14 protein-coding genes are annotated in these 16,348 nt (G+C 62.4%); 6 read left to right on the top strand and 8 right to left on the bottom strand.

Features of this window, described 5'->3' with window-relative positions; all coding sequences use genetic code 11:
* Positions 1-16: 16 nt before the first annotated feature.
* Together hexR and HX815_RS31580 are read left to right on the top strand one after the other, a co-directional pair.
* The gene (gene hexR / locus HX815_RS08945) at positions 17-883 is read left to right on the top strand and encodes a transcriptional regulator HexR (protein ID WP_003213447.1); all 867 of its coding nucleotides are present in this window, start codon (positions 17-19) and stop codon (positions 881-883) included.
* Between the two features lie 222 nt (positions 884-1,105).
* Positions 1,106-1,303 carry a PA3496 family putative envelope integrity protein gene (locus tag HX815_RS31580; protein ID WP_256351065.1) on the top strand — a complete coding sequence of 66 codons (198 nt, stop codon included), beginning with the start codon at positions 1,106-1,108 and terminating at the stop codon, positions 1,301-1,303.
* Here the strand turns inward: HX815_RS31580 and HX815_RS08940 are convergent.
* Positions 1,233-2,207, bottom strand: coding sequence for a LysR family transcriptional regulator (locus tag HX815_RS08940; protein ID WP_102604039.1), 975 nt, complete (start codon positions 2,205-2,207; stop codon positions 1,233-1,235). The genes HX815_RS31580 and HX815_RS08940 overlap by 71 nt on opposite strands.
* A 194-nt stretch (positions 2,208-2,401) precedes the next feature.
* Here HX815_RS08940 and HX815_RS08935 point away from each other — a divergent pair, with 194 nt between their 5' ends.
* Both HX815_RS08935 and oadA read left to right on the top strand, forming a co-directional pair.
* Positions 2,402-3,817, top strand: a complete 1,416-nt coding sequence (locus tag HX815_RS08935; protein ID WP_003213442.1) for an acetyl-CoA carboxylase biotin carboxylase subunit — start codon at positions 2,402-2,404, stop codon at positions 3,815-3,817.
* Positions 3,818-3,828: 11 nt separating this feature from the next.
* Complete coding sequence (gene oadA / locus HX815_RS08930) at positions 3,829-5,637, top strand: sodium-extruding oxaloacetate decarboxylase subunit alpha (RefSeq protein WP_102370189.1); 1,809 nt, start codon at positions 3,829-3,831, stop codon at positions 5,635-5,637.
* 69 nt (positions 5,638-5,706) lie between these two features.
* On the opposite strand, the gene HX815_RS08925 is transcribed toward oadA, so the two are convergent.
* Entirely contained in the window at positions 5,707-7,035 is a 1,329-nt protein-coding gene (locus HX815_RS08925; protein WP_177028078.1) for an autotransporter domain-containing protein, read from the bottom strand.
* A 111-nt stretch (positions 7,036-7,146) separates the two neighbouring features.
* Positions 7,147-10,119, bottom strand: coding sequence for an autotransporter domain-containing protein (locus HX815_RS08920; protein ID WP_177028077.1), 2,973 nt, complete (start codon positions 10,117-10,119; stop codon positions 7,147-7,149).
* An 87-nt stretch (positions 10,120-10,206) separates the two neighbouring features.
* On the opposite strand from HX815_RS08920, the gene HX815_RS08915 reads away from it, so the two are divergent.
* Entirely contained in the window at positions 10,207-10,482 is a 276-nt protein-coding gene (locus tag HX815_RS08915; RefSeq protein WP_087694596.1) for a helix-turn-helix domain-containing protein, read from the top strand.
* A 201-nt stretch (positions 10,483-10,683) separates the two neighbouring features.
* Here the strand turns inward: HX815_RS08915 and HX815_RS08910 are convergent, their stop codons facing one another.
* Genes HX815_RS08910 through HX815_RS08900 form a run of 3 tightly spaced genes read right to left on the bottom strand, consistent with a single transcriptional unit; the run spans position 10,684 to position 12,447 of the window.
* Complete coding sequence (locus HX815_RS08910) at positions 10,684-11,355, bottom strand: GNAT family N-acetyltransferase (RefSeq protein ID WP_102370186.1); 672 nt, start codon at positions 11,353-11,355, stop codon at positions 10,684-10,686.
* A gap of 13 nt (positions 11,356-11,368) precedes the next feature.
* Positions 11,369-11,815, bottom strand: coding sequence for a GNAT family N-acetyltransferase (locus tag HX815_RS08905; RefSeq protein WP_003213433.1), 447 nt, complete (start codon positions 11,813-11,815; stop codon positions 11,369-11,371).
* Positions 11,812-12,447 (bottom strand): FMN-binding negative transcriptional regulator, encoded by a 636-nt coding sequence (locus HX815_RS08900; protein ID WP_134327550.1) that lies wholly within the window; start codon positions 12,445-12,447, stop codon positions 11,812-11,814. Before HX815_RS08900 ends, HX815_RS08905 begins: the two co-directional genes overlap by 4 nt.
* Positions 12,448-12,537: 90 nt before the next feature.
* Here HX815_RS08900 and HX815_RS08895 point away from each other — a divergent pair, with 90 nt between their 5' ends.
* Positions 12,538-14,100, top strand: coding sequence for a PLP-dependent aminotransferase family protein (locus HX815_RS08895; RefSeq protein WP_177028076.1), 1,563 nt, complete (start codon positions 12,538-12,540; stop codon positions 14,098-14,100).
* A gap of 21 nt (positions 14,101-14,121) precedes the next feature.
* On the opposite strand, the gene HX815_RS08890 is transcribed toward HX815_RS08895, so the two are convergent.
* Positions 14,122-15,213, bottom strand: coding sequence for a polyamine ABC transporter substrate-binding protein (locus tag HX815_RS08890; RefSeq protein ID WP_008439486.1), 1,092 nt, complete (start codon positions 15,211-15,213; stop codon positions 14,122-14,124).
* Complete coding sequence (locus HX815_RS08885) at positions 15,210-16,244, bottom strand: histone deacetylase family protein (protein ID WP_008439485.1); 1,035 nt, start codon at positions 16,242-16,244, stop codon at positions 15,210-15,212. The genes HX815_RS08890 and HX815_RS08885 overlap by 4 nt, the downstream gene beginning before the upstream one ends.
* Between the last annotated feature and the right edge of the window lie 104 nt (positions 16,245-16,348).

The following is a 16,348-nucleotide window of genomic DNA, read 5'->3' as shown; positions in this document are numbered from 1 at the left end:
ACAAGAGTCCAGCCCTTTGAACCTGTTGCAACATATCGCCCAGTCGCGCCACCTGTTACGCAAATCGGAACTCAAGGTTGCCGATCACGTGCTGCTTGACCCTGCGGCCGTGATGCACAGTTCCATGGCCGACCTGGCCCACAGCGTGGGCATCAGCGAGCCGACCATCGTGCGCTTCTGCCGCGCCATCGGTTGCTCCGGTTTCCAGGACTTGAAGCTCAAGCTGGCCCAGAGCCTGGCGGCCGGTGCGAGCTTTGGCCAGTTTGCGATCCACGAAGACGATTCCGTCGCCGACTACAGCCTGAAAATCTTCGACACCACCCTGCACACCCTGATGGAAGTGCGCGAAAAGCTCGACCCGGTGGAGCTGCAAAAAGCCGTGACCGCCATGTCCCAGGCCCAGCGCGTGGAATTCTATGGTTTCGGCGCGTCCGGCGCGGTGGCGGCGGATGCCCAGCACAAGTTCTTCCGTTTGCTGCTGACGGCGGCGGCCTACAGCGACCCGCACATGCAGGCGATGTCGGCGGTGACGTTGAAGCCCAGCGACGTGGCGATCTGCATTTCCCAGTCCGGCCGCTCCAAGGATTTGCTGATCACCGCCAACCTGGTGCGTGAAAGCGGCGCGACCCTGATTACGCTGTGCCCGAGCCAGACGCCATTGGCAGAGCTGTCGACCGTCAACCTGGCGATCGATGTACACGAGGACACCGAGATCTACACGCCGCTGACCTCGCGTATCGCCCACCTGGTGGTGATCGACGTGCTGGCGATGGGCGTGGCCATGGCGCGCGGCCCGAGCCTGGTCAACCACCTCAAGAGCGTGAAGCGCAGCTTGCGCAGCCTTCGGTTGTCACCCAAGTCCGTAAAAGCCCTCGACGACTGATAGTTTGTACGCGGACCAATTGTGGGAGCGGGCTTGCTCGCGAATGCGAAGTGTCAGTCACTGAATATGCTGGCTGGCCCACCGCATTCGCGAGCAAGCCCGCTCCCACATTTTGATTGGGTCCTGCCCCGCAAGATTCATCGTCCTGTCATCCCCGTGCCGCCAAACCGTCATTGCCCGAGCCCATCCTGAACTCCCCTTACTCGCATTGGGAGACTCGAAATGGCTCGGCAATACGAAGAAAGCAACAGCACCGTCAAGACCCGCCGCCAGCAGGAAGACCAGCGCCGCATGGCCTTCCGTCGCGCAATTGAAGACCGCTGCGATCAGCGTCAATTGCAACAGAGCATCAGTGACTATCCGGAACTCCACTGGCAGGCACCCGCAACTGCCCAGCGAAGCGCTCAGCCAGCGCGCTGATCTGCAGCCGCTCGCTGCGGATAAAGCCCAGGAATGCATGGGCCACCGGTGACAGGCGCTTGGCCTTGGCCTGCACCAGGCACCAACTGCGGTAAAGCGGCAGTTCTTCCACCGGCAGCTCCCTGAGCCCGCCGGTGGCCAGTTCCAGGTTGACCGCGTGGCGCGTCAGCAGCGCCACGCCCAACCCGGCGGTCACGCACTCGCGCTGCGCCTCGGCCGAAGACACTTCCACCGTCTGGGTGAAGTGCACGCGCTTCTCCTTGAAATACTCTTCGCACGCCATCCGCGTGCCGGACCCCGGCTCGCGCAACAGCAGCGTGTAAGGCTCAAGGTCCTGCAGGCGCAACGGCCCTTGATGGCTCAGCGGATGATCGTGGGGTGCCACCGCGACAATCGGGTTGTTCAGGAACGGCAGGAATTCCAGGCCCATGTCCTGGGGCACCATCGACATGATCACCAGGTCGTCGCGGTTGTCTGAAAGCCGGCGAATCACTTGGGCGCGGTTGACCACCGTCAGGTGCAGGTTGACCTCCGGATGCTGGCGCTTGAAGGCGGCAAACAGGTGCGGCACGAAGTACTTGGCGCTGGATTCCACCGCCAGTTTCAGCTGGCCCTGCAACGAGCCCTGCATGTCGGAGAGCTGCATATCGAGGTTTTCCAGGCGGCCGAAAATGTCCCGGCTGGCCCGTTGCAAGGCTTCAGCAGCTTCAGTCATATAGAGCTTTTTGCCGACGTAATCGAACAATGGCTGGCCCAGCAGCTCCTCCAGCTGCTTGATTTGTAGGCTAACGGCTGGTTGCGTGAGGGACATTTCCTCGGCTGCGCGGCTGTAGGAACGCAAATCACAGACTTCATTGAAAATCTGCAATTGACGCAATGTCATACGCATCAATGACTTACGCATTGTTCAAACACTCCTGCCGACCCTTGATGCGACGACTATAAGTCTTTGCTTATACACAACCCAATAATTATTGATTTTTGTTAATCCCTACAGGGGCATAGTGTGTGTCACGCGACTGCCATGAAACATTTGGTCACGCGCCGACCCGCTTCCAGGGTCGAAGTAGGTAGCAATCGGCTCAAGGGAATTTCCAAGTGATAAAAAAGATCCTGATCGCCAACCGTGGTGAGATTGCCGTACGTATCGTGCGTGCCTGCGCCGAGATGGGCATTCGTTCGGTCGCGGTCTATTCCGATGCCGATCGCCATGCCCTGCATGTAAAGCGTGCAGATGAAGCCCACAGCATCGGTGCCGAGCCATTGGCCGGTTACCTGAACCCGCGCAAGCTGGTGAACCTGGCGGTGGAAACCGGTTGCGACGCGCTGCACCCCGGCTACGGCTTCCTCTCGGAAAACGCCGAGCTGGCAGACATTTGCGCCGAACGTGGGATCAAGTTCATCGGCCCGTCCGCAGAAGTGATTCGCCGCATGGGCGACAAGACCGAAGCCCGCCGCAGCATGATCAAGGCCGGTGTGCCGGTCACCCCGGGCACCGAAGGCAACGTTGCCGACATCGCCGAAGCCCTCACCGAAGGCGACCGCATTGGTTACCCGGTGATGCTCAAGGCCACCTCCGGTGGTGGCGGTCGCGGTATCCGTCGCTGCAACAGCCGTGAAGAACTCGAACAAGCCTTCCCCCGGGTAATTTCCGAAGCCACCAAGGCCTTCGGTTCGGCGGAAGTGTTCCTGGAAAAATGCATCGTCAATCCCAAGCACATCGAGGCGCAGATCCTCGGTGACAGCTTCGGCAATGTGGTGCACCTGTTCGAGCGCGATTGCTCGATCCAGCGCCGTAACCAGAAGCTGATCGAGATCGCCCCAAGCCCCCAGCTGACCCCTGAACAGCGTGCCTACATCGGCGACCTGTCGGTGCGCGCGGCCAAGGCCGTGGGCTACGAGAACGCCGGCACCGTGGAGTTCCTGCTCGCCGAGGGCGAGGTGTACTTCATGGAGATGAACACCCGGGTGCAGGTGGAACACACCATTACCGAAGAAATCACCGGTATCGACATTGTGCGTGAGCAGATCCGCATTGCGTCGGGCCTGCCGCTGTCGGTCAAGCAGGAAGACATTCAGCACCGGGGTTTTGCGTTGCAGTTCCGCATCAACGCCGAAGACCCGAAGAACAACTTCCTGCCCAGCTTCGGCAAGATCACCCGTTACTACGCACCCGGCGGTCCTGGCGTGCGTACCGACACGGCGATCTACACCGGCTACACCATCCCACCGTTCTACGACTCGATGTGCCTGAAGCTGGTGGTGTGGGCGTTGACCTGGGAAGAAGCCATGGACCGCGGCCTGCGCGCCCTGGACGACATGCGCCTGCAAGGCGTGAAGACCACCGCCGCCTATTACCAGGAAATCCTGCGCAACCCGGAATTCCGCAGCGGCCAGTTCAACACCAGTTTTGTGGAAAGCCACCCTGAGCTGACCAACTACTCGATCAAGCGCAAACCCGAAGAGCTGGCCCTGGCCATCGCCGCCGCCATCGCCGCCCACGCAGGCCTGTGAGGAATATAAGAATGAGCAAGAAGATCTTCGTAACCGACACCATCCTGCGCGACGCCCACCAATCGTTGCTGGCAACCCGCATGCGCACCGACGACATGCTGCCGATCTGCGACAAGCTCGACAAAGTCGGCTACTGGTCCCTGGAAGTCTGGGGCGGCGCGACCTTCGACGCCTGCGTACGCTTCCTGAAAGAAGACCCGTGGGAGCGCCTGCGCAAACTGCGCGCGGCGTTGCCCAACACGCGCCTGCAAATGCTGCTGCGTGGCCAGAACCTGTTGGGCTACCGCCACTACAGCGACGATGTGGTCAAAGCCTTCGTAGCCAAGGCCGCCGTCAACGGCATCGACGTGTTCCGCATCTTCGACGCGATGAACGACGTGCGTAACCTGCGAGTGGCCATCGAAGCGGTAAAAGCCGCCGGCAAACATGCCCAGGGCACCATCGCCTACACCACCAGCCCGGTGCACACCATCGAGGCGTTCGTGGCCCAGGCCAAGCAAATGGAAGCCATGGGTTGCGACTCGGTGGCGATCAAGGACATGGCCGGCCTGCTGACGCCATACGCCACCGGCGAGCTGGTCAAGGCGCTGAAGGCCGAGCAGAGCCTGCCGATCTTCATCCACTCCCACGACACTGCGGGCCTGGCTTCGATGTGCCAGCTCAAGGCCATCGAAAACGGTGCCGACCATATCGACACCGCCATTTCCAGCTTCGCTTGGGGCACCAGCCACCCGGGTACCGAGTCGATGGTCGCGGCCCTCAAAGGCAGCGAATTCGACACCGGCCTCAGCCTGGAACTGCTGCAGGAAATCGGTTTGTACTTCTACGCCGTGCGCAAGAAGTACCACCAGTTCGAAAGCGAATTCACCGCCGTCGACACCCGCGTGCAAGTCAACCAGGTACCGGGCGGGATGATTTCCAACCTGGCCAACCAGCTGAAAGAGCAGGGCGCGCTGAACCGCATGAGCGAAGTGCTGGCCGAAATCCCGCGGGTGCGTGAAGACCTTGGCTTCCCGCCGCTGGTCACTCCGACTTCGCAGATCGTCGGTACCCAGGCGTTCTTCAACGTGCTGGCCGGCGAGCGCTACAAGACCATCACCAACGAAGTGAAGCTGTACCTGCAAGGCGGCTACGGCAAGGCGCCGGGCACCGTGAATGAAAAACTGCGGCGCCAGGCCATCGGCAGCGAAGAGGTGATCGACCATCGCCCGGCAGATCTGCTGAAGCCGGAAATGACCAAGTTGCGCGGCGAAATCGGCGCGTTGGCCAAGTCCGAAGAAGACGTACTGACCTACGCGATGTTCCCGGACATCGGGCGCAAATTCCTTGAAGAGCGCGACGCTGGCACCTTGAGCCCTGAAGTGCTGTTGCCGATTCCTGAAGCCGGCGGCGTGGCCCGTGCCGGTGGTGAAGGTGTGCCGACCGAGTTCGTGATCGACGTGCACGGCGAAAGCTATCGCGTGGACATCACCGGGGTGGGCGTCAAGGCCGAAGGCAAGCGCCACTTCTACCTGTCCATCGACGGCATGCCGGAAGAAGTGGTGTTCGAGCCGCTCAACGAGTTTGTCAGCAGTGGCGGCAGCAAGCGCAAGCACGCCACCGCGCCAGGCCATGTCAGCACGGCGATGCCGGGCAACATCGTCGACGTGCTGGTCAAGGAAGGCGACGTGGTGAAGGCCGGCCAGGCTGTGTTGATCACTGAAGCGATGAAGATGGAGACCGAAGTACAGGCGTCGATCGCCGGCAAGGTCACCGCCGTACACGTGGCCAAGGGCGACCGGGTCAACCCGGGTGAAATCCTGATTGAAATCGAAGGCTGATCAACAGCCTTCGAAACTACCGCTTAAACCTCGGGGGGGCATGTGCCCCCTTTTTTTTGCCCGCAATAATCAGAACGCCAGGGTCCACTGGCCCAGCAAACCCTGGTTACGGCTGTGGGTGCCGACCTCGGCGGTATAGGCCAGGCCCACGGTGTGCCGGGTCGACAGCGCCAGGTCCACCCCGGTGTGCAGCGCCAGGCTGTCGCGGTCCAGGGAGGTGCCTTCGATGGTGAAGTCACTGTTGAAGCCCGGCCGTTTTACCCACGCGGAGGACTGGCGCACGGTGCTGCTCACGTCACCGTAGAGGTGCTTCCAGCCTGTGCTCAGGTGCGGCTTGAGGGCCATCTGGTTGTCCAGCGTAAAGGCACTGGCCAGGCGCAAGCCGAAGGTGCTGCTGAGGTTTTCCTGGGTCTGGGCGCCGACATTCAGCGCTGTAAAGCCGCCTTTTTCCTTGTAGCGGTCGCGGTGATAGCGCTGGTAGCCGATCCCCGCATAGGGTTCGACGCTGAAACTGCCCTTGTCCAGTTGATAGCCCAGCTCGGCGAAAGCGTTCTGGCTTTGGGCGTTGTATTTGCCTTTGGACTGCTCGCGGCGCTCAACGAAATCAAAGTCTACGGTGCGTTGGGTTTGGCCGGCATGGCTGCTGTAGATCGCCCCCAGGCGCAATGCAAGGGGGCCGTCCTGACGCACGGCGTAACCGCCGAGGTGCCAGCTGTCCAATTCGCCCTTGAAGCGTTTGGCGTTCAGGTCGCTGGCGGACTTGGCGCCCATCACACCCACCCGCCAGGCATCGTCCACTGCCCAGTCGCCGCCCAGCATCAGGCCTTGGGTGTGTTGCTGCAGGCCCACGCTACCGTGCTGTCCTTCAAGCTTGCCAGCGTTGCCCAGGGCCTGGAACCATACGTGGCCATTGCCTTCGGCATCCGTAAGGTTGCGTTCGTCGCCTGTCCGGCGCATGACTGAAAGCAGGCTGCTGTTGAGCTGTTTCATGCTGTCTTGAGTGGCGGCGCCAAGGTTGGCGTTCTGGCTGCCTGCCAGTTGCTCCAGAACTGCACCCACACGGCCCGGTGCCAGCCTGCCAAGTTCCCGGGCGATATTGTCCAGTTCGTACTCCTCCCAGTCATTGAGTTCGCCCGACTTGATGAGGGTGTCCACGGCAGAGTCCAGTACGCGGGCAACCTGCTGGCCGTTACGGGTGGTGGCGTGGTCGTTGAAGTAAAAGTCGGGAGTGGGCTTGGGTGGCTTGGGGCGCTGGTGGCCTTGCTGGCCGACCTCTGGCGCCGGGATGAACCACTCGCTGTCTGGATCGATGTCCCCTCGCGCCTGGACGAATTGAGCGTTGGTGGCACCCAGCGCGAAGGTGATGGCGAGTGCGAGTTGTTTCTGAAGGAGTGGCATGCAGGTCCGACCTCTTGATGTATGAGGTCGGGAAATCTAGCGGGGTAAAGGGCGGATAAATGTCAGGCCATCCACCCTTTGCCTGCCAGAGATGTCTCTAGTGGGCCGCGATTAAAAACTCATCTGCCATTGCCCGATCAGCCCGTGATTGCGGCTGTTACTGCCTATTTCGCCGCTGTAGCCCACGCCGAGGGTATGGCGTGCCGACAGGCCTACATCCAGCCCGGCTTCCAGCAACAGGCTGTCGCGGTCCAGGGCGCTGCCTTCGACGTTGAACGCGGTGCCGCCCATCAGGAAGGCCTGGCGGGTGCTGCTGTCCACGTCACCGTAGGTGTGTTTCCAGCCGGCGCTGACCCGCGGCGTGAGACTGATGCCGTTGTCCAGCTGGCTCAAGTGCGCCAGGCGCAGGCCGAAGGTGCTGCTGAAATTGTCCTGGGTTTGCCCTTCGACATGCAGGGCGGCGGCGCCGCCTTTTTCGTTGTAGCTGTCGCGGTGGTAGCGCTGGTAGCCGAGGTTGGCGAACGGCTCGGCGCTCAGGCGCCCGCTGCCCATGGCATAACCCAGTTCGGCGAAGGCTTGTTGGCTGTTGGCGTCGTAGTCACCTTTGGGGCGATCGTTGAAACCGTCAAAGGCCACCGTACGTTTACTGTCTCCCTGGTGCCCGCTGTACGCAGCACCCAGGCGCAAGGCCAGCGGTCCGCTCTGGCGCATGGCGTAGACGCCGGCGTGCCAGCTGTCGACGCTGCCGTCGACGCCGGTGGTGTCCAGGTCGGTCTTCGAATAACCGCCCAGCACGCCCACGCGCCAGTCCGAATCGAGCGCCCAGTCGGCCCCCAGCACGCTGCCTTTGGTGCGCTGGGTCAGGCCATTGCTGCCGTGGTCGCCGTCGAGCTTGCCGTAGCTGCCGATACCTTGCAGCCACAGGCGGCCCCGGGCATTGGGGTCGTTGAGGTTACGGGCTTCGGCGGGTACGCCGGTGGCGGCCAGTACGGGTGTGTCTTTTTGATCAAGGCCCACCAGCAGTCCGGCACCGCCGCCCAGTTGGTGCATGGCGTTCAACATGCTGTTGCCGACCTGGGCGCTGGCGCCGAGGGTGGCACTGGTCAGGTTGGCGGTGCTGCTGCCCGCCAATTGCTCGATGGCGGCACCGGCGCTGCTGTTGGTGGTGTTGAGCAAGGCGTTGTACAACGCGTTGTTCTTGCCCAGGCTCGCCAGGGCGTTGGCGGCGCGGGTGCCGTTGCCGGTGTTGGCGAACTGATTGAACGCCACGTCATTGCGGGAATAGGTCAGGCCGACCTGGGTAGGGCTGTAATCCAGGGTGGGGGTGAGGAAGGCATAGTCGCTGGTGACCTTGCCGAACGTGCCATTGATGCTGCCGGCCTGCAGTACCGTGTAGTGGCTCTGCCACGGGTAGGTGCCGGTGCCGGGATTGACCGCCAGGGTCGCGCCATTCAGGTACGCGGTGCCGCCGACCTGGACCGGTGCGCTGCTGCCGTCGGCATTCACGCCATAGGCCAGGGTCGAGCCGCTGGTCATCGTCAGGTCGCGGGTGATGCTGGCGGTGCCGAGGGCGGTGTTGGTCTGCAAGGTGCCTTTGACCAACAGGCTGCCGACACTGCCGCCACCGGCATAAATACCGCCTTCATCGACGGTCAGGTTGCCAGCGATCCCGCCCTGGTTGATCAGCTTGGCGCCGCTGAAAATCTCGCCGCCGTCGCTGAAGTCGCCGCTGCCGGTGAGGGTCCAGGTGCCTTGCTTCACGTCCAGCCATTCGAAGTTGCGGCTGTCGCCAAAACTGCCGCCGGCGGCGTCGTCCATGATCACGCGGTCATATCCGGTGCCGCCATCCACCACGCCGACAAAGCGGCTGCCGCCGAGCAGGGTCAGCGTGTCATCGCCGCCGCCCAAATCCAGGGCCAGGCCGTTGCTGCCGCTGATCAAGCCGGCGTTGACCACCGTGTCGGCAAACTCGCCGACGAACTTCACGCCGAAGCCGTTCAGGCCCTGAATGGTGCCATGGTTGATCAGGGTGGTTGCAGCAAGTCCCGGGCCGTCGCTGCCGTCGTCCACCAGCACCGCGTTGTTGGCACCGCTTACCAATGCACCCACGCCGTTGAACACGTAGCCACCGCCGAGGGCGATGCCTTCGCTGCCGTTGGCAAAGCCGTTCTTGTCGACACCGCCGGCGCCGACGCCCTGGATGATGCCGTAGTTTTCAATGTGGGCGATCTTGTCGATGTCCACGCCGTCACCATCGCCGTCCGGCTGCAGTCCGGAGAATGCGCCGGTAATAGTGCCGTAGTTGATCACCGTGCCATCGCCGTCGGAACCAAAACCCGAGCCGTTGCGGCCGATTACCGTGCCGTAGTTGGTCAGCGTGGCGCCCAGGTCGGTGGTGATGCCGTGGCGGCCGCCGGAGATGAGGCCGTAGTTGGTGACGGTCACGCCAGTAGCGGAGTCGATGTCGACGCCGTCGAATTTGTCATCACGCGAGTGGGTATCGCCGGTGGAAATCTCGCCGTAGTTGGTGATCGTAGCGTTGCCGCCGGTCTTCATGCCGTCGCTGGCGTCACCGCGAATCAGCCCGCCCTGGCGGTTGATGATAGTGGTGGTGACGTTGGAGCTGCGGATCGCATCCAGGTCCAGCCCTTGGCCGGTGGCGGAGCGAATGGTGCCGTTGTTGTCGATCAACAGGCTGCCGCTGGCGAAGTTGCTGTCGATGCGCAGCGCGTCGTTGGCGCCCTGGATCACGCCACCGGCGCGGTTGTAGATGCTGTAGTTGCGCGCGCCGGTGAGGTCGCCGCTGCTGTCGATGGCCCGACCTCCGGTGGAAGTAATCCTGCCGGAGTTGTCGATCAGCACACCACTGCCGCTGGTGCCGTCTTTCAAGGTCACCGCGACTTTGGAAGTCGTAATGCTGCCCGGTGCCGAAATCGTCAACGAGTCACTGCCACCCAGGGTTTGCCCGGTGGTGGTGGGCGTGTCGATCTGCAGCGTCTTGGTTGGCGCGGGCGCCGCATCGGCAAAACCGCTGCTGACCAGCAGGCCGAGAGTGAGCGCAAGGCGCTGGGGCGAAGGGGGCATGGCGGGCGACCTTGTTTTTGGAAAAGAGTCGACCTATATAGCGGAGGTTTTTTACAGAATGATGGCGAGGAGGTGACGGGGATTGAAATGAGCCTGACGGTTGAAGAACGAACCCGGTTGATCGAAAGCATTCAGGATGCATTGGCCGAGGGAACGCTGGAAATAGCCGAGGCGGTACGCCGGCTGCGAACGGAAGTCACTGGGCTGCATCAGAGCCAGTTTGCCAAGATGTGCAAAATCTCCGTACGCACGCTGGTGCATATCGAACATGGCGAGGGCAATCAGACGCTGAAGTCGTTGAACGCAGTGTTCAGGCCGTTTGGGTTGAAGATGGGAGTGGTGAAGGTTCGCAGAAGCTTGTAGGAAAAGGCGATGGCGTGGTGTTTGATCTATAGATGCTCGCCTATTCGCCTCGGCTGAGCACAAGGCCCGGATACGCTGAAGATACAATGTGGGAGCCGGGCTTGCCCGCGATGACGGTGGGTCAGTCAATACATTTGTGACGGATACACCGCTTTCGTGAGCAAGCCCGCTCCCACATTTGCCAGAGGGTGGCAGGGTGGCTTAGGTACGGCACTCCACCAGCGTTTTCAACTGTCCCGAACCGGTCTGGTTGGCATCTGACAGCCACCGCTCAAACCCCGCCCCAATCGCCGGCCATTCCCCATCCAGGATCGAGTACCACGCCGTATCCCGGTTGCGGCCCTTGACCACGGTGTGCTGGCGAAACACCCCTTCAAAACTGAAACCCAACCGCTCGGCGGCATTTTTGGAGCGGGCGTTGGCGTTGTTGCACTTCCACTCCAGGCGACGATTGCCCAACTCAAACGAGTGCCTGGCCAGCAGGTACACCGCCTCGGTGCTTTTCGGTGAACGTTGCATCGGGGCGCCGAAGGTCACGTGGCCGATTTCAATACGGCCTTGCTCGGGCACGATGGACATCAGGCTGAGGATGCCTTGCACCTCGCCGCTGGCCTTGTCGATCACACTGAAGAAGTACGGGTCGCTGTGGGACGCGTGGTTGTTCAGCCAGGCATCGAAGGCGGCGCGCTCGGGGAATGGGCCGTAAGGCAAATAGTCCCACAGCTTCGGATCCGCGCCGGGGCCTTGCAGGGCGTTGAACAGGTCATCGCCGTGGCGGGCCGGGTCGAGTTTTTCCAGGCGCACGAAGCGCCCTTCGATAAGGGTGACGGTGGGCGCCGGGACACCTTTCCAGTCGGCCAATGATGTCGTCATGCTGTGCTTCTCCTTAAAGACCTTTGCGAAACTGGATAAAACCGGGGCGTTCGGCGATGCGTTCGTACAGCTGGATGGCGGTGGCGTTGGTCTCGTGGGTCAGCCAGTGGACCTTGCAGCAACCGTCGGCCTTGGCGGTGGCGTAGACGAATTCGATCAGCTTGCGGCCGACGCCGGTGCCGCGCTGGGCCGGATCTACCAGCAAATCCTGCAGGTAGCAGGAGTTCTCGATGCTCCAGTTGGAACGGTGGTAGATGAAATTGACCATGCCTACGGCCTTGCCGTCCTGCCAGGCCAGGGCCGAGTGGGTCGGCTCATTGGCGTCGATCAAGCGTTGCCAGGTGTTCTGGCTGACGGCGTCGGGCAGCTCGGTGTTGTAGAAGCGCAGGTAGGCTTGCCACAGGGGCAACCAAGCGGCGTGGTCGGCGGCGCTGACCTGGCGGATTTCGATCTGGCTCATGATGGCTCCTTGGGAATAAAGCGGGCGAGGGTCTGGTCGCGTACGTCGGTGCTGGCAGCCAGGCCGTCGCGAACACCGGCGATGTCCGCCGGGCTGCGGTTCTGGCTGAGTTTTCGTTTGCCTTCCAGGCGCTGGATCGGCAGGGCAAAGCCGACAATGGCCTTGAGCATGCCGTCGATGTAGTCGGCCGGGGCGTCGCTGACTTTCCAGGGTTGGGCGCGATTGCCTTCATGGCGGTCGGTGAGGGCGCTGACCAGCTCGAGCAGGCGCTCGGCGTCGGTGAACACTTCGCCGGTGCCGTAGGCGTGTACCGCGATGTAATTCCAGGTCGGCACCACTTTGCCGTGTTCGGCCTTGGCCGGGTAGAACGCCGGGCTGACGTAGGCCTCGGCGCCGGCAAAAATCACCAGGGCCTCGCCGCCATTTTGCAGGTCCTGCCATTGGCGATTGGCCTTGGCCATGTGCCCGTAAAGGGTGCCGTTGGGCCCTTCATCCGGGTTGAGCAGCAGCGGCAAATGGCTGGCTTGCAGGCCTTGTTCGCCCAAGGTCACCAGTTGCGCCAGGCGCGTGTGCTGGATCAGTTGCTGGATTTCAGGCAAGTCATCGAGGGCAAAGGCGCGTGGTGTGTACATGAAGATTTTCCTTGGCGAATGCCTGCATCCTAGGCAGGCTATTGGTTCGTTGTAAGAGCCATCTACAGTCAATTTTATAGGTCCAATTCCATGCCTGCGCTAGAACCACCGCTCTCGTTCAACCCGGCGGGTATCGAGTTGGACCGACGCCAGGGACTCACCCGCCAGCTCTATCAGGCGCTGCGCCAGCGGGTACTGGATGGCCGGTTGGTCAGTGGCACCCGGCTCCCCGCCAGCCGTGACCTGGCGGCGGCACTGTCTATCTCGCGCAACAGTGTGGTTCGCGCCTACGACCAACTGTACGCCGAAGGATTTATTGAGGGCCGCGTGGGTGATGGCACCTATGTGGCGCAATTGCCGCAGACACCGACGGCCGAAAAAAAACTATCCACAAAAGTGTCCACAGGGTTATCAACAGGCTTATCCCCAGGTTTATCCACAAAACGGCCGGATTTACCTGTTTTTTCGTCCAGTCAAGTTATCCACAGCGGTGCGCTGGCGCGGGTGGAAAACAATCATTTGGCGCTTCCGCCCAGTGGTCCGCCGAGGGCTTTCAGGGTGGGCGTACCGGCTTTCGATCTGTTCCCGTTTGACGTGTGGGCCAAGCTGAATGCGGCTTTCTGGCGCAAGCCGGACTTGCAGCAGTTGTGTTACGGCGACCCGGCGGGCGACGCGCGCCTGCGTGGATTGATTGCGGCCTATCTACGCAGTTCTCGCGGCATGCAGTGCACGGCTGAGCAAATAGTGATCACCAGTGGCGCGCAGCAGGCAATCAGCCTTTGTGCACAGCTGCTGGTGGAGCCCGGCGATGAGGTTGCCATCGAGAATCCGGGGTATCGGGCAGCAGGCCATGCGTTCGCGGTGGCGGGTGGCCAATTGCATGGCGTGACGGTGGACAGCGAGGGCATCGACTGCGCTGCCTTGAACCGCCTCGGCGGTTGCCGCCTGGCCTACGTCACCCCGTCCCATCAATACCCCACCGGCGTGGTGATGAGCCTGGCCCGGCGCCTGGAACTGCTGGCCTGGGCCGAGCGTACGGGCGGCTGGATCGTCGAGGATGACTACGACGGTGAGTACCGCTACAGCGGCGCGCCCCTGGCGCCACTGGCGGCCCTCGATCGCACGGGGCGGGTGCTGTATGTCGGGACTTTCGGCAAGGTGGCCTTTCCGGCGCTGCGCCTGGGCTACCTGGTGTTGCCGGTCGGCCTGGTCCAGGCCTTTGCCCGGCGCCGCGCGGTGGACGTGCGCCACTCGGAAGTCAGCACTCAGGCGGTGATGGCGGAGTTCATGGCGACCGGGCATTTCCAGCGCCATGTACGCCGCATGCGCCGCGCCGCGCAGAGCCGGCTCAATGCGCTATTGGCCGAATGGCCCGCCGACATTGAAGGCGTTGGCCGCCTGCCGTCGGTGGCGGCCGGGCTGCACCTGACCGTTCGGGTCGACAGCCTGGCGCGGGAACAGGCGCTGATCCAACAGGCGGCGGCAGTGGGTGTGGAGGTCAATGGCTTGAGCAGCTATTGGTTGCCGGAGTCACTCACGCCGCAGGATCAGCGTGCCGGATTGGTGTTGGGGTTTGCTGCCGTGCCCGAGGCACAGATCAGCCAGGCGTTGAAGCGCTTGGGCCAGGTTTGGCGCGCGCCGGTTGCGCACTGAGGCGCAACCGGCGGCAACCGATCAGGTGCCGGACTTGATCTTGGTCCAGGCGCGGGTCCTGGCTCGTTCGGCGTCACGTCCCAGGGGCTTGAGGGTATACAGCGTGGCCATGGCCGCCTCGGTCGGGTACAGGTTGGGGTTGTTGCGAATCGCCGGATCCACCAACCCGGTGGCGTCCTTGTTGGGGTTGGGGTAACCGACAAAATCGCTGATCGGCGCGATCACGCCCGGTTGCAGCAGGTAGTTGATAAAGGCGTAGGCGTCTTCCGGGTCCTTGGCGCCTTTGGGGATCGCGAGCATGTCGAACCAGATCGGCGCGCCTTCTTTGGGTAGCCGCATGTCCACGGTCACACCGTTCCTGGCTTCCTTGGCGCGGTTGGCGGCCTGGGAGAAGCTGCCGGAATAGCCGACCGCCACGCAGATGTCGCCGTTGGCAATGTCAGCCATGTACTTGGACGAATGGAAATAGGTGATGTACGGGCGGATCTTCATCAGCAGTGCTTCGGCTTTGACATAGTCCGCCGGGTTGCTGCTGTTGGGATCCAGGCCCAGGTGCTGCAAGGCCAGCGGCAGGATTTCCGACGGCGAATCCAGCAGCGCCACGCCGCATTGCTTGAGCTTGCTGATGTTCTCTACGTTGAAGATCAGGTCCCAGCTGTCCACGGGGGCGTTGGCCCCCAGCGCGGCCTTGACCTTGTCCGGGTTGAAGCCGATCAGGATGGTGCCGTACATGTACGGCACGGCGAATTTATTGCCGGGGTCGTTGGCCTCGATCAGCTTCATCAACTTGGGATCGAGGTGGTTCCAGTTGGGCAGTTTGCTGCGGTCCAGCGGCTGGAACACCGAGGCTTCGATCTGCTTGGCCAGGAACACGTTGGACGGCACCACCACGTCATAGCCGGAGTTGCCGGTCAGCAGCTTGGCCTCCAGGGCTTCGTTGGTGTCGAAGATGTCGTAGACCAGCTTGACGCTGGGGTTCTGCGCCTTGAAATCCTCCAGGGCCTTGGGCGTGATGTAGTCGAACCAGTTGTAGACCCGCAGGGTTCTTTCTTCGGCGTGCGCGGCCCCGCTCAGCACGGCGGCGCAGAGGACGAGATGCTTGAGCATGTTCATTGGGCGAATCCCTCAAAACCTTCGAGAACGTTGACGGCATTGATGCCGATTTCTTCCACGGCGTAGCCGCCTTCCATCACAAACAGCGTCGGTTTGCCGAGGCGGGCGATTCGCGCGCCCATCGCCAGGTAGTCGGGGCTGTCGAGCTTGAACTGGGAGATAGGGTCGTCCTTGAAGGTGTCGACGCCCAGCGAGACCACGATGATGTCGGCGCCGTAGCGCTCGATATCCCCGCAGGCCTGCTCCAGCGCGGCGCTCCAGCGGTCCCAGCCAGAACCTGCGGGCAACGGATAGTTGAAGTTGAAACCCTCACCGGCGCCTTCGCCCAACTCGTCGGCGTAGCCCAGGAAGAACGGAAATTCCGCCTCCGGATGGCCGTGGATCGAGGTGAACAGCACATCGTCGCGCTCGTAGAAAATCGACTGGGTACCGTTGCCGTGGTGGTAGTCCACGTCGAGGATGGCCACCTTTGTGTGGCCCTGGTCGAGAAACGCCTGGGCTGCGATCGCCGCGTTGTTGAGGTAGCAATATCCGCCCATCAAGTCGCTGGCGGCGTGGTGCCCGGGCGGACGGCACAGGGCGAAGGCACTGCGGGCGCCTTGCTGGATCGCCTGTTGCGCGGTGAGAGCGACTTGCGCCGCGCTGTAGGCCGCTTGCCAGGTGCCGGCGGTGATCGGCGCGCCGCCGTCGAAACTGTAATAGCCGAGCTGGCCGTGCAGGCTGGTGGGGATGACCCGGCGCAAGGTGCGTGCGGGCCAGGTGTAGGGCAGCAAGTCTCCGTCCTGGCCAAATGCCGTCCAGCGTTGCCAGGCGCCTTTGAAGAAGTCCAGGTACGCGGGGCTGTGAATACGTTGCAGCGGCGCCAGGCCAAAATCCTCAGGCGCTTGCACCGGGCCCAGTTCGCGGTCCTTGACCCGTTGCAACACATGGTCGGCGCGCGAGGGCATTTCGAAACAGGGCATCAGTTGCCCGTCCATCAACTCGCACCGGCCATGGTGCAGGTGGTGATCGTCCGAGTAGATCGTCAGCATATTGTTGTTCTCCGCAGGCTGAATCGGTGAGTCCAGTCTTGCGGCGGGTGGGATTAATGAGAATGGCAGGAGCGGCCAAAAGGGGATAAATATGGCCAAAGTGT

Source organism: Pseudomonas sp. E6002, from assembly GCF_013385565.1.
Taxonomy (GTDB): Bacteria; Pseudomonadota; Gammaproteobacteria; order Pseudomonadales; family Pseudomonadaceae; genus Aquipseudomonas.
This window is presented reverse-complemented; position numbering and strand designations above follow the sequence as displayed.